The sequence below is a fragment of the Streptomyces javensis genome (assembly GCF_039525925.1).
GTDB classification, from domain to species: Bacteria; Actinomycetota; Actinomycetes; order Streptomycetales; family Streptomycetaceae; genus Streptomyces; species Streptomyces asiaticus.
This window is the reverse complement of sequence record NZ_BAAAIF010000064.1, coordinates 50,489-62,757: the sequence shown is the minus strand read 5'-3', so window position 1 is coordinate 62,757 and position 12,269 is coordinate 50,489. Positions and strand designations below refer to the sequence as shown.

Genomic DNA, 12,269 nt, shown 5'->3' with positions numbered 1-12,269 from the left:
GACAGGTCATGCGCGGCGCGGGCGGGGTGGTCGAGCAGGGACTGATGGAGGGTGGGCGGGCCGCCGCAGGCGCCACGACCCGCCGGCGGCCCCGCGCGCCGTCGCCGTTCGTGCGCCCCGCTCGTCGGCGACCTGGGCGCGCGCCGGGCGGCGGAGCCGGGGGCGCCACGCCCGGGCGCGGCGTTGACCGGCGGCAATGCCACTGAGGCGAGCGCGGGCGCGCGCGTTACACAGCCGTATCGCGAACGCTCCACGGCCGCGCCGGGGCGGACTCGTAGCACCAACTCCCGCCCGGAACCCCTTGCGTTGACATGACCGCGTCGTCACTCTGTTACCTGGCGCCCACCCCACAGCAACCCGGCGCCGCAACTATGGCCGGGCACCAGGGGCCAATGACCCCCCACCCTCAAGGGAGTTCGCATGTCGGACACGTCTTCTCGTCGTCGCGTCTACGCGCGTCGCGCATCCGTCTTCGGCGGGTTCGTCGCCCTGCTGGGCACGCTCGTGCTGAGCGGGCCCGCCGCCGAGGCTTCCCCGCCCACCCCGCCCAGCGCCGCCACCGCCCGCACCCAGCTGGCCTCGCTGACCGTCAAGGCCGAGGGCTCGTCCGACGGTTACAGCCGAGACAAGTTCCCGCACTGGATCACCCAGAGCGGCGCCTGCAACACCCGCGAGGAAGTCCTCAAGCGCGACGGCGAGAACGTCCAGACCGACTCCAGCTGCGCCGCCACCAGTGGCACCTGGTACTCCGAGTACGACGGCGAGACCTGGTCCGCCTCCAGCGACGTGGACATCGACCACGTCGTGCCGCTCTCCGAGGCGTGGAAGTCCGGCGCCAACAGCTGGACCACCGCCCAGCGCCAGGCGTTCGCCAACGACCTGACCCACTCCCAGCTCATCGCCGTGACGGACAACGTCAACCAGTCCAAGGGCGACCAGGACCCCGCCGAGTGGCTGCCGTCCCGGACCTCGTACCACTGCATGTACGCCCGCATGTGGGTCTCGGTGAAGTACACCTACAAGCTCACCCTCGACTCGGCCGAGAAGTCCGCGCTCAGCGGCATACTCAACGGCTGCTGAGACACCACGGCACCACGCGGGACACCGCGCTACCGGACACATCCCCCGGCACACCGTCCGGAGGAACCGCCGCACCTCCTCCGTCGTTCCGTACCGTACGCATGACGAGCACATCGAAGAACGACGGAGGAGGTCCGGATGGCCGGGCTGCGCCTGGGACCGCTGCTGCGCCATGTCGACTGGGAGACCGGTACCGGCGCGACCGTCTGGGTCGAGGCCGACCGGCCCTGTGAGGCCGAGGTGCGGTGCGCCGACGGCGCGGGCGGCACCGCCACCACCTGGCAGATCGCGGGCCACCACTACGCCCTGATCCCGGTCACCGGACTGCGCCCGGGCGGCGAGACCGCCTACCGGGTGCTGCTCGACGGCGAGCAGGTCTGGCCGCTGCCGGACTCCCCGTTCCCCGACAGCACCATCCGCACCCCGGCCCCGGGCGCTGCCCCGGGCGCGGCCCCGGCCCCGGGCGCTGCCCCGGCCGCAGGCGCCGCCCCGGCCAAGGGCGCGGACGCCACGGACCCCGCGCCCGTGCGCGTGGCCTTCGGCTCCTGCCGGTGGGCCGCGCCGCCCTCCGACGCCTCGCACGACCCCGTGGGGCCGGACGCGCTCGACACCCTCGCGCAGGCGCTCGCCCGCGCCCCGGAGGCCCCGCGCCCCGATGTGCTGGTGCTGCTGGGCGACCAGGTGTACGCGGACGAGACCTCCGCCGAGACCCGCCGCTGGCTGGCCGAGCGCCGCGATCTGAGCGAGCCGCCGGGTGAGCAGGTGGCGGACTACGAGGAGTACACCCGGCTCTACTACGAGTCCTGGCTGGACCCCGAGGTGCGGTGGCTGCTCTCCACCGTCCCCAGCTGCATGATCTTCGACGACCACGATGTCATCGACGACTGGAACACCAGCGAGGCGTGGCAGCGCCGGATGCGCGCCACCCCGTGGTGGCGGGAGCGGATACTGAGCGGGCTGATGTCCTACTGGGTCCATCAGCACCTGGGCAACCTCTCCCCCGCCGAGCTGGCCGCCGACCCGCTCTACGCGGAGGTGCGCGCGGCGGAGGACGGCACCGAGGCGCTGCGGGAGTTCGCCGCCCGCGCCGACGCCGATCCGGGGTACACCCGCTGGAGCTACCGCCGCGACTTCGGCCGCACCCGGCTGCTGATGGTCGACACCCGCGCGGCGCGGGTGCTCGAGGAGGGCCGCCGGGCGATGCTGACCGACAAGGAGTTCGCCTGGGTGCGCGAGCAGGCCATGGACGGGGTGGGCGGCGCCCCCGGCTTCCCCACCGGACCGGAGCAGCCCGAGCCCGACGGCGGCCATGACACCTCCGGCGGCCATGACACCTCCGGCGGCTACGACCATCTGCTGCTCGGCACCTCGCTGCCCTGGCTGCTGCCGCACTTCGTGCATGACGTGGAGGCGTGGAACGCCTCGGTGTGCGGCGGCAGACGCGGCGGGCGCTGGGCGCGCATCGCCGAGGACCTGCGGCAGCGCGGCGACTTGGAGCACTGGGCCGCGTTCCCCGAGTCCTTCGACGCGCTCACCGACACCATCGCCGCGGTGGGCGGCGCACCGGGCGCGCCCGCCACGATCAGCGTGCTCTCCGGCGATGTGCACCACGCCTATGTGGCGACCCCGGACTGGTCGCGGTGGCCGTCCCGGCCGCCCCGCAGCCAGGTGCGCCAGTTGACCTGCTCCCCGGTCCACAACAGCATCCACGCCTCGATACGGCTCGGCTTCCGCTTCGGCTGGAGCGCGGCGGGCCGCGCCCTGGGCCGGGCGTTCCGGCGCCATGGGCGGGTGCCGCACCCCCGCCTGAGCTGGCACAAGACGGGTGGGCCCTGGTTCGGCAACCAGCTGATGACGCTGACCCTCCGGGGCCGTACCGCGCATCTGCGGCTGGACCAGGCGCAGTCGGACCCCTCGGGCGGCGGTGCCCGGCTGGTGGCGGCGCTGGAGACGGACTGGACGGGCCGGTCGGCCCCTTGAGTGCCGTTCCGCGCCGTACGTCACGTGATGCACGTGATGCACGTGATGCACGTGATGCACGTGATGCACGTGATGCACGTGATGGCGGCGTACGTCCGTGATACAGGACACAACGGAGCGGTACGTTCCGGAGACCGGGGAGATTCGTGTGGGGCGGGCGGCATGATGGGCGCGCCCCCTGCGTCACATCTGCCCCGGGAGACACTGCCTTGGCCGGAGACCCCCACGCGATAGCCGTCGTCGGCGCCGGGCCGCGCGGCACCAGCGTGCTGGAGCGCCTGTGCGCCTCGGCCCCGGAGCTGGCGCCCGGCACTCCGCTGACGGTGCACATGGTGGACCCCTCCCCGCCCGGCGCGGGACGGGTCTGGCGCACCGCCCAGCCGGACGAGTTGCTGATGAACACCGTGGCCTCGCAGGTCACCCTGTTCACCGACGCGAGCGTCGAATGCGGCGGGCCGGTGCGGACCGGACCGAGCCTGTACGAATGGGTCAGCGCGCACGGACTGGCGCCCGGCCTCGGCCCGGACGACTACCCCAGCCGCGCGCTCTACGGCCGCTATCTGGGATGGGTGTTCGGCGAGGTGGTGCGGGGCGCGCCGGACACGGTGACCGTCCGGACGCACCGGGCCCGCGCCGTACGGCTGGAGGAACGGGCCGACGGCGCGCAGGCGCTGACGCTGGATGACGGGAGCCGTCTGGAGGGGCTGCGCGCGGTCGTCCTGGCGCAGGGCCACCTTCCGGCGGCCACCGACGCCATGGAGCGGCGGTACGCGGCCCACGCGGAGCGGTACGGGCTGCGCTACTACCCGCCCGCCAACCCCGCCGATGTCGACTTGTCGCTCATCGCGCCGGGCGAGCCGGTGCTGCTGCGCGGCCTCGGTCTCAACTTCTTCGACCACATGGCGCTGCTGACGGCGGGCCGGGGCGGCACCTTCGTCCCCAACGCGCGCGGCGGTCTGGTCTACCGGCCCTCGGGACTCGAGCCACGGCTGTACGCGGGGTCGCGGCGCGGCATCCCGTACCACGCGCGGGGCGACAACGCGAAGGGGCCGTGCGGCCGCCACACCCCGCTGCTGCTGACCCCCGATGTGCTCGGCCACTTCCGCAAGCGCGCGGACGCGGGCGATCCGCCGGACTTCCTCACCGAGATATGGCCGCTCGTGGCCAAGGAGGCCGAGACGGTCTACTACGAGACGCTGCTGGCCCTCCGCGCCCCCGACACCCACACTCCGGAAGCCCCGGAAGCCCCGGAAGCCCCGGCCGCCCCGGAAGCCCCGGAGACCCCCGGGCCCGGCTCCGGAACCCCCGCCCCGTTCATCCCGGCACATTTCAGGCGTCACTTTTTGGCCACCGAGCACGGCAGCCCCGAAGAGGCCGCCGTGCTCGCGGAGTACGGCATTCCGGAGGCGGAGCGCTGGTCCTGGGACGCGGTGGCCGAGCCGTACCGCGGACGCCGGTTCACGGGGCGTGACGACTTCCGGCGGTGGCTGCTGGCCTACGCCCACCAGGACGCGGCGCACGCGCGGCTGGGCAATGTCGAGGGCCCGGTCAAGGCCGCCCTCGACGTGCTGCGCGACCTCCGCAACGAGGTGCGTCTGATCGTCGACCACGGCGGGCTCACGGGGGCGTCCCGCCGCGCCCATCTGGACCGCTGGTACACCCCGCTCAACGCCTTCCTCTCGATCGGCCCGCCGCGCCGCCGGATCGAGGAGATGGCCGCGCTGATCGAGGCGGGGGTCCTGGACGTCCTCGGCCCGCGGCTTGAAGTGACCTTGGAAAGTCCAGACCAAGGGGGTGCCGAGGCCGGTTTCGCCGCCCGGTCGGCCGAGGTGCCGGGTCCGCCGGTGGCGGCCACGACGCTGATCGAGGCGCGGCTGCCGGAGCCGGATGTGCGCCGGACCGCCGATGAGTTGCTGATCCATCTGCTGGCGACCGGGCAGTGCCGTCCGCACCGGGTGGAGGGCTATGAGACCGGCGGCATCGATGTCACCACCGCCCCCTACCGGCTGGTGGACGCCCAGGGCCGCCCGCATCCACGGCGGTTCGCCCTCGGGGTGCCGACCGAGGGGGTCCACTGGGTGACGGCCGCGGGCGCGCGGCCGGGCGTGAACTCCGTCACCCTCTGCGACACGGACGCGGTAGCACGGGCGGCGCTGCGCGTGACGACCACGCCGGAACCCCGTCAGGAAGGTGCCCCGATGTGCGCCGCGGGGCTCTGAGGAGCGGGTTCAGGGCGTCAGGGAAAGGGCTTCCGGGGCACCCACATTGGCAGGAACTTGAACTTGCAACAAAAGGTGAGGGAAACCTAACCTGGCGTTCCGCTGTTCCCCGTCCCCAGGAGCAAGGAGCTCCCCTCCCATGCCTTCTTCCCCCACCCCCCGCACCCTCGGCGAGGCGCTCGACAGCGCCAAGCCGTATGTCCTCTCCCTCTTCCGCATCGTGGTCGGGCTGCTGTTCTTCTGCCACGGCGCCTCGTCGCTGCTCGGCTGGTTCGGCGGCATGATGGGCACCGGCAAGACCATCGAGGCCGGCACCTGGCCCGGCTGGTACGCGGCCGTCATCCAACTCGTCGGCGGCGCGCTGGTGATGCTCGGCGTCGGCAGCCGCAGCGCGGCCTTCATCTCCTCGGGCTCGATGGCCTACGCGTACTTCCACGAGCACCAGCCCGAGAAGCTGTGGCCCATCCAGAACGGCGGCGAGCCCGCCGCGATGTTCTGCTGGGCCCTGCTGCTGATCGTCTTCACCGGCCCCGGCCCCTGGGCGCTGGACCGGATATTCGGCTCGGCCCGCGCGAGCGAGACGGCGCCGGAAGCGCGGCGCGAGCCGTCCCGGGTCTGACGGAACCGCGGCCGGGCGTCCCCTCGTCCGGCCGCCAGTCCGGCCGGTCAGTTCCCCGCATTCGACATCACGTCACCCATCGCGCCCTGCGGGGCCGAACGCCCCGCATGGCGTGATTCGAACAACATCATCACACCCCTTACCGTTATCCTCTTCAGTCACAGGCGTACGCTGTATGGCTGTTACAGGCTGCCGCCTGCCGCTTCCCGGCGACACGCGCAGCGGGGGGACCGGGATCGGGAGTAGAACGTTGTTGGAACATCTGGGGTCGCTGACCAACACCCCATGGATCTACGCGGTGATCGGGGCATCCGTACTGCTCGATGTCTTCCTGCCCGTTCTGCCCAGCGGAGTTCTGGTCATCACCGCCGCCACCGCGGCCGCCGGCACCACCGTTGACGCCGTCGGCGTGGTGCGCCAGGCCGGCGCGGCCGACTTCCCCGCCATGTTCGGGCTGATGCTGTGCGCCGCGACCGCCTCCGTGCTCGGGGACATGGTCGCCTACCGGCTGGCCTGGCGCGGCAGCGACCGGCTCGACCGCGCCATCGCCCGCTCCCGCCGACTCACCTCCGCCCAGGAGAAGTTGGGCACCGCGCTGGTGCGCGGCGGCGGCCCGCTCGTGGTCATAGCCCGCTTCGCGCCCGCGGGGCGCTCGGTCGTCAGCCTGAGCGCGGGCGCGGCCCACCGGAGGGTGAAGGAATTCCTGCCGTGGTCGGCGGTGGCCGGGCTCGCCTGGGCGGCGTACAGCGTGGCCCTCGGCTATGTCGGCGGCCAGTGGCTCGGCGCCACCTGGCTCGGCACGGCGGTCTCGGTGCTCGCGCTGTTCGCGGCCGGCGCCGGTGCGGCGTATGTGATGAAGCGTCCGGGTGAGCGTGCGGCAGGTCCGCTCCCCGCGGGTCCGGCCGGGCAGCCGCTGCCCGGCGTCCACCAGGCGCGGTAGGGCCGTGTCGGCGACCGATTACGGATCGGCCCGCGATTGCCGCTACGGTCCCTGCATGCGTACCCCCATCGTGCCGGTTCCGGCATGCTGACCCGCGCCGCCGGGATGGTCGCCGCGTTCCTCGCCGGCCTCGCCCTGGTCGTCGCCGCGGTCCTGGTCGTACGGCATCTCACCGAGCCCTCGGAGCCCGAGCTGCCGGTGATCCCCGATGCCAGGCGCCCCGTCGTGGAGGCCGCGGTCCGCACCTGCTCCCCGCTGAGCGTGCCGCTGCTGGCCGCCCAGATCGACGCGGAGAGCGGCTGGCGCCGGGACGCGGACTCCGGGCATGCCCAGGGCATTTCGCAGTTCTCGCCGGTCACCTGGAAGGAGTGGGGCAAGGACGGCGACGGCGACGGCAAGGCCGACGTCTGGGAGCCCCGCGACGCCATCCCCTCACAGGCCCGCTACATGTGCCATCTGTACCAGGTGGTCAAGGTGGTCCCGGGCGGCGGGACCAGGCTCGGCGCGACCCGGCTCGCGCTCGCGGCGTACAACGCGGGGCCCAACGCGGTGCTCCGGGCGCGCGGCATCCCGGAGATCCTCGAGACGCGGGAGTATGTCGACAAGATCTTGAACGAGCTGCTGCCCAAGTACCAGAAGAGCGAGAAGAGGTACCAGGAGAGTGAGGCGAAGCACACCAGCAGTGCCTCCGCCTCACCCGCCACCCCGGCCTCCCCCTCGCCCTCCGGCGATCCGTCCGGGTCCGCCACCGGCTCCTCACCGGCGGCTACGCGTCGGCCGTGATGAAGTCCTCCACGGCCCGTACGAGTTCCTGCGGAGTCTCGTCGGCGGGATAGTGCCCGGCGTACTCCAGCTCCACCAGCTCGGCGTTGACGTACCAGCGCAGCCAGGTCTGCCGCATCACCTCCGCCGTGAGCGCGGGGTCGTGGGCGCCGACCACGATCCGGACCGGCACCTGGGCACCGGCTATGTCCTCGTGGAAGTCCTCCAGCGCCCAGGAGTCCAGCCATGCGCGCAGCGCCTTGGGGTCGCTGTGCTCCACCGAGTGCCGCACCATCAGATCCAGCCAGGCGGCCGGGTGGCGGCCGCCGGTGGTGCGGTCGATGATCTCCCGGCGGTTCTCCGGGCGGTCGGCGGCGGCCGCGAACAGCTGCCACTGCTCGCCCTCCATCGGCACCCCGCTGGCCGGCACCGGCGCGACCCCGACCAGCCGGCGGACCCGGTCCGGGGCGGCCGCCAGGACGCGCTGGGCGACGGCCGCGCCCATCGAGTGGCCGACGAGCGAGAACCGCTCCCAGCCGAGGTGATCGGCGAGCGCGAGCAGATCGCCCCCGGCCTCGCCGGTGGTGTACGCGCCGGGGATGTCGCGCGCCTCGCCGTAGCCGCGCAGATCGGGCAGCACATAGGTGAACCCGCGCCGGTCGACGTGCGGCAGCGTCGCGGCGTACGCGGCCCGGTCCGAGAACCAGCCGTGCACCGCCATCACATGGTGCGGCCCGTCGCCGACGGTTTCGTACGGTGGAACGAGGGGTGGAACGATCGGTCCCATGGCACCTCCGGTCCCAGTCGAATACGGGCGCGCGGCGCGTGCCCGTGGGGGACAACGGTGACGGCTCCCGCTTCGGGTGGGCAAGCCCGATGCGCATATGCGTGCCCGCGATACGCCCCGGGAAGGGGCCGTATCGCGGGCGCGGGGGCGTCCGTGTGACGGAGGGTCCGGAGGGAGTTCACCGGGACCCCGGAGGACTCCCCGGCCTTCAGGCCGGGGATGCGTTGTTGATGACGTGGCTGATGGTGCCGGTGCCGCCGTGCGACACGATGACCATGTGGTGGAAGCGGACGCCCGGGGAGTCGGGGACCTCGAAGGCGCGGGCCGCGACGACACCGGGGGCCACGTTCACGGAGGAACCTGATGAAATCGTGCGCGTGCTGTGCTGCGCACGATCGTGCGCGTGCTGTGCTGCGCACGGGCGAGCCCGCCCCGGTGGCCGCGTGTCAGCCGCGCCGTCCGGGGGCGCCCGTAGTCTCATGGCGGCTGTGGGGCGCGATATGGGGATCCGGCGGAAGAACGGCCTCCGGCGCCACGGCGCCACCGCGCTGCGGCTCGTGGCCGTCGCCGCCCTCTACTACGCGGGCGCCAGGATCGGACTGCTCCAGGAGCTGGTGCGCGGTCAGGTCACCCCGCTGTGGCCGCCGACCGGAATCGCCCTGGCCTGTCTGCTGACGCTGGGCCCGATGGCCTGGCCGGGCATCGCCCTCGGCGCCGTCGCGGTCAACGCCCCCATCGGCCCGTCGCCCCTGGCGGTCCTCGCGATCGTGGCGGGCAACACCCTGGCCCCGGTCTGCTCGTATCTGCTGCTGCGGCGCATGGGCTTCCGGCCCGCCGTGGACCGGCTGCGGGACGCGCTGGCCCTGGTCTTCCCCGGCGCCCTGGCGGGCATGCTGATCAGCGCCACGGTGGGCACCGCCGCGCTTCTGCTGTCGGGCGCGCTCCCGGCGAGTGACCTCTGGACCGCCTGGTCGGTGTGGTGGACGGGTGACGCGATGGGTGTGCTGGTGATCACCCCCGTACTGCTGGTGCTCCGCCGCGCCCGGCTCCCGCGCGGCGTCGGCCCGTACCGCCCGCTGGAGGCGGTGGCCCTGCTGCTGGGCACGGCGGCCGTCACGCTGGTGGCCACGCGGACGGAGGTCAGCCTGCTCTTCCTGGTCTTCCCGTTCCTGATCTGGGCCGCCCTGCGCTTCCAGCTCGCGGGCGCCGCCCCGTGCTCGCTCATCGTCACGGTGCTCGCGATCGCCTCGACGGCGGAGGGCACGGGTCCGTTCTCCGACCACTCGCTCCCGGCCCGGATGGTCACCCTCCAGGCGTTCAACGGCTCGACGGCCCTGACGGCCCTGCTCCTGTCCGCGATCATCGCCGAACGCAACGCCACCCGCCGCCAGATCGAACGCGTCTGCGCCCAGCTGGCCGACGTGGTCTTCCGCCTGACCCCGGACGAGCCCCGCCCGCCCGAGGGCGACCGGAGGTCTCCGGACAGGCGATAGCGGGCCGCACCGCGGTGCCGCAGGAACACGCGGGGCGCCACCAGAACCCGCCGGGCGCCACCAGAACCCGCCGGGCGCCACCAGAACCCGCCGGGCGCCGCAGGAACCCGCTGCCCCTCACCGGCCGTCCCTTCCAGTGACTCTCGACGGACAGGGACCATGACCGCGACCCACACGGCTCACACGGCTCACACGACCGACACACCCCCCAGACCCCATGCCACCCGCTATCTCTATCTGACCCGCCACGGCGAGGCCACGCCGGACGAAGGCGCGCTCACGCCCACCGGCCGCCGCCAGGCCACGCTGCTCGGCGAGCGGCTCCGGGGCGTTCCGCTGTCGGCGATCCACCACGGCCCGCTGCCCCGGGCGGCCGAGACCGCCCGGCTGATCGGCGATCAACTCGACGGCGTACCGGCCCATGTCTGCGAACCGGCCGGGGACTATGTGCCGTACACACCCCGGCGGGACGAACTGCCCGCCGATTCCGCCGACTTCCTGCTCGAATTCGTCCACCGCTTTCCCGCCGGGGAGCGCGCCCGCGGTCCGCTGCTGGCCCGTGCCGCCGAGGAGCGCTTCACGGGTCCGGTGGACGGACCCGAGGACCGCCATGAGCTGGTCGTGACGCACAACTTCCTCATCGGCTGGCTGGTCCGGGCCGTGCTCGACGCCCCGAAGTGGCGCTGGCTCGGCCTCAACCAGTGCAACGCGGCGCTGACCGTCATCCGCTACCCTCCGCTCGGCCGACCGCCCTCGGTGCTCTTCTCCAACGACATGGCGCACCTGCCCGCGCCACTGCGCTGGACCGGCTATCCGCCGGAGCTGCGGATCACCTCCTGACCCGGGCGGTCGAACGGTCTTTCCGCCGGGGGCCGGACCCGCGCTGTTGGGCCCGGCCCCCGCCGTGTCCGAGTTACGCAAGCAGCCCAGCAAGCGTGAATAAGGACAGCCATACGCTAGGGCCCGGCACTGACAACGGGGCTCCTCGCCGGGGATGCGCGGGGTGTGCGCGGTCCGTTCACGCCACCCGCCCCATGCCGAACGCCTGAGCGATTCGCCAAGGGCAGAACGTTGTCCCCTTCCCGTTGGGCGCGACGCTCCTACCCTGAGGGGGTGAGCAGCCACGCGTCGAACCGAGCCCGCGTCATTCCCCTGCGTCCGGCCACCGCGGACCCGGCACCCCGGGCGGGAGCCACCGCCGGGGCCGGAGCCCCCGCGGCCGCCCCCGCCCCGGCGTCCCCCGCCGCTCCAGGCACCCCGGGTGCTCCCGGCCGACCGGAGCGGCCGGGCCGGGAGCCGGTGAAGGAGCCCTTGTGGCGGGATGTCGTCGGTGGCGTGCTGCGGCGCGAGCGCCTCGCCCAGCAGCGCACCCTCAAGGACGTGGCCGAGGCGGCGCGGATCTCGATGCCGTACCTCTCCGAGCTCGAACGGGGCCGCAAGGAGGCGTCGTCCGAGGTCCTCGCGGCCGCCGCCCGCGCACTCGGCCTGCGCCTGGCCGACCTCCTCGCGATGGCCCAGGGCGAGCTGATCCGGCTCGTTTCCGGCCCGCGGCGGCGCGACGGCGCGGCGGTGTCGCTCACGTCTGTCACGTCCGTCACCTCGGTCACGTCCGTCACCTCGGCCACGTCCGTCGCGGACCGCGCGGCCCGGGGGGTCCGGAACGCGGGGCGGCAGGGGGACGTACTCCTGGCCGCCTGAGGCACCGCCGCCCGAAGCGCCTCCTGAGGCCCCGACCCCTGAAGCACCGCCTCCTGAAGCACCGCCCCCCTGAGGCCCCGAGCCCTCAAAAGGCCCGGGCCATCCGCCGGCTCAGCACCTCGTCGGCGAGCCCGTACGCCACCGCCTCCTCCGCCGTGAAGACCTTGTCGCGGTCCATATCGGCGCGGAGGGTGGCGGCGTCGTGGGGCGTATGGCGTGCCAGCACCTCCTCGACCTGCGAGCGGATCCGGAGCATCTCCTTGGCCTGAAGGCTGAGGTCCGAGACCGTCCCCTGCGCACCACCGCTCACCGGCTGCCCCAGCAGCACCCGGGAGTGCTCCAGCACGAACCGCCGCCCGGGGTCTCCCCCGGCCAGCAGCACCGCCGCGGTCGAGGCCGCCTGCCCCACACAGAACGTGGAGATGGGCGCGGACACGAACGTCATCGTGTCGTAGATCGCCATCAGCGAGGTGAACGAGCCGCCGGGTGAGTTGATGTAGATCGAGACCTCCTGCTCCGGGCTCGACGATTCGAGGTGGAGCAGCTGCGCGATGACGACGTTGGCCACGCCGTCGTCGATCTCCGTACCGAGGAAGATGATCCGCTCGGACAGCAGCCTGCTGTAGATGTCGTACGCCCGCTCCCCCTGTGTGGTGCGCTCGACGACCGTCGGAATCGTGTACTGCCCCAT

General features: G+C 73.2%; 13 protein-coding genes. 9 read left to right on the top strand and 4 right to left on the bottom strand.

The window, feature by feature from the left end:
• Positions 1 to 203, bottom strand: a 203-nt coding sequence (locus ABD329_RS37485) for a hypothetical protein (RefSeq protein WP_344317545.1), incomplete at its 3' end; no start/stop codon positions are given.
• Positions 204 to 420: 217 nt separating this feature from the next.
• Between ABD329_RS37485 and ABD329_RS37480 the strand changes: the two genes are divergently transcribed.
• The 6 genes from ABD329_RS37480 to ABD329_RS37455 all read left to right on the top strand — a co-directional run bounded on the left by ABD329_RS37480 (position 421) and on the right by ABD329_RS37455 (position 7,621).
• Positions 421 to 1,080, top strand: coding sequence for an HNH endonuclease family protein (locus ABD329_RS37480; protein WP_344317542.1), 660 nt, complete (start codon positions 421 to 423; stop codon positions 1,078 to 1,080).
• A 138-nt stretch (positions 1,081 to 1,218) separates the two neighbouring features.
• Entirely contained in the window at positions 1,219 to 3,060 is a 1,842-nt protein-coding gene (locus ABD329_RS37475) for an alkaline phosphatase D family protein (RefSeq protein ID WP_344317541.1), read from the top strand.
• Positions 3,061 to 3,269: 209 nt separating this feature from the next.
• Positions 3,270 to 5,279: an FAD/NAD(P)-binding protein gene (locus ABD329_RS37470; protein ID WP_344317540.1), complete on the top strand. Its 2,010-nt coding sequence runs from the start codon at positions 3,270 to 3,272 to the stop codon at positions 5,277 to 5,279.
• A gap of 139 nt (positions 5,280 to 5,418) precedes the next feature.
• Positions 5,419 to 5,898, top strand: a complete 480-nt coding sequence (locus ABD329_RS37465; protein WP_198282235.1) for a DoxX family protein — start codon at positions 5,419 to 5,421, stop codon at positions 5,896 to 5,898.
• Between the two features lie 250 nt (positions 5,899 to 6,148).
• Entirely contained in the window at positions 6,149 to 6,838 is a 690-nt protein-coding gene (locus ABD329_RS37460; RefSeq protein ID WP_198282236.1) for a DedA family protein, read from the top strand.
• Between the two features lie 84 nt (positions 6,839 to 6,922).
• Entirely contained in the window at positions 6,923 to 7,621 is a 699-nt protein-coding gene (locus ABD329_RS37455) for a lytic transglycosylase domain-containing protein (protein ID WP_344317539.1), read from the top strand.
• On the opposite strand, the gene ABD329_RS37450 is transcribed toward ABD329_RS37455, so the two are convergent.
• Both ABD329_RS37450 and ABD329_RS37445 read right to left on the bottom strand, forming a co-directional pair.
• Positions 7,605 to 8,387: an alpha/beta fold hydrolase gene (locus ABD329_RS37450; RefSeq protein ID WP_198281864.1), complete on the bottom strand. Its 783-nt coding sequence runs from the start codon at positions 8,385 to 8,387 to the stop codon at positions 7,605 to 7,607. The two genes, ABD329_RS37455 and ABD329_RS37450, sit on opposite strands and share 17 nt — an antisense overlap.
• 208 nt (positions 8,388 to 8,595) lie before the next feature.
• Entirely contained in the window at positions 8,596 to 8,739 is a 144-nt protein-coding gene (locus ABD329_RS37445) for a hypothetical protein (protein ID WP_198281867.1), read from the bottom strand.
• Positions 8,740 to 8,887: 148 nt separating this feature from the next.
• Between ABD329_RS37445 and ABD329_RS37440 the strand changes: the two genes are divergently transcribed.
• The 3 genes from ABD329_RS37440 to ABD329_RS37430 all read left to right on the top strand — a co-directional run bounded on the left by ABD329_RS37440 (position 8,888) and on the right by ABD329_RS37430 (position 11,578).
• Positions 8,888 to 9,880: an MASE1 domain-containing protein gene (locus ABD329_RS37440; protein ID WP_198281865.1), complete on the top strand. Its 993-nt coding sequence runs from the start codon at positions 8,888 to 8,890 to the stop codon at positions 9,878 to 9,880.
• A 159-nt stretch (positions 9,881 to 10,039) separates the two neighbouring features.
• Positions 10,040 to 10,720, top strand: a complete 681-nt coding sequence (locus ABD329_RS37435) for a histidine phosphatase family protein (RefSeq protein WP_198281866.1) — start codon at positions 10,040 to 10,042, stop codon at positions 10,718 to 10,720.
• A 459-nt stretch (positions 10,721 to 11,179) separates the two neighbouring features.
• A complete protein-coding gene (locus tag ABD329_RS37430) occupies positions 11,180 to 11,578 on the top strand; it encodes a helix-turn-helix domain-containing protein (protein ID WP_425574431.1) in 399 nt (132 codons plus the stop codon).
• 85 nt (positions 11,579 to 11,663) lie between these two features.
• Here ABD329_RS37430 and ABD329_RS37425 read toward each other — a convergent pair whose 3' ends face one another.
• A complete protein-coding gene (locus tag ABD329_RS37425) occupies positions 11,664 to 12,269 on the bottom strand; it encodes a ClpP family protease (RefSeq protein ID WP_344317536.1) in 606 nt (201 codons plus the stop codon).

What these genes read in the sequence shown, in the direction of transcription:
- ABD329_RS37480 (WP_344317542.1), top strand. Translation starts at nt 421, where the DNA reads ATGTCGGACACGTCTTCTCGTCGTCGCGTCTACGCGCGTCGCGCATCC.
- ABD329_RS37475 (WP_344317541.1), top strand. Translation starts at nt 1,219, where the DNA reads ATGGCCGGGCTGCGCCTGGGACCGCTGCTGCGCCATGTCGACTGGGAG.
- ABD329_RS37465 (WP_198282235.1), top strand. Translation starts at nt 5,419, where the DNA reads ATGCCTTCTTCCCCCACCCCCCGCACCCTCGGCGAGGCGCTCGACAGC.
- ABD329_RS37455 (WP_344317539.1), top strand. Translation starts at nt 6,923, where the DNA reads ATGCTGACCCGCGCCGCCGGGATGGTCGCCGCGTTCCTCGCCGGCCTC.
- ABD329_RS37450 (WP_198281864.1), bottom strand. Translation starts at nt 8,387, where the DNA reads ATGGGACCGATCGTTCCACCCCTCGTTCCACCGTACGAAACCGTCGGC.
- ABD329_RS37440 (WP_198281865.1), top strand. Translation starts at nt 8,888, where the DNA reads ATGGGGATCCGGCGGAAGAACGGCCTCCGGCGCCACGGCGCCACCGCG.
- ABD329_RS37435 (WP_198281866.1), top strand. Translation starts at nt 10,040, where the DNA reads ATGACCGCGACCCACACGGCTCACACGGCTCACACGACCGACACACCC.
- ABD329_RS37425 (WP_344317536.1), bottom strand. Translation starts at nt 12,269, where the DNA reads ATGGGGCAGTACACGATTCCGACGGTCGTCGAGCGCACCACACAGGGG.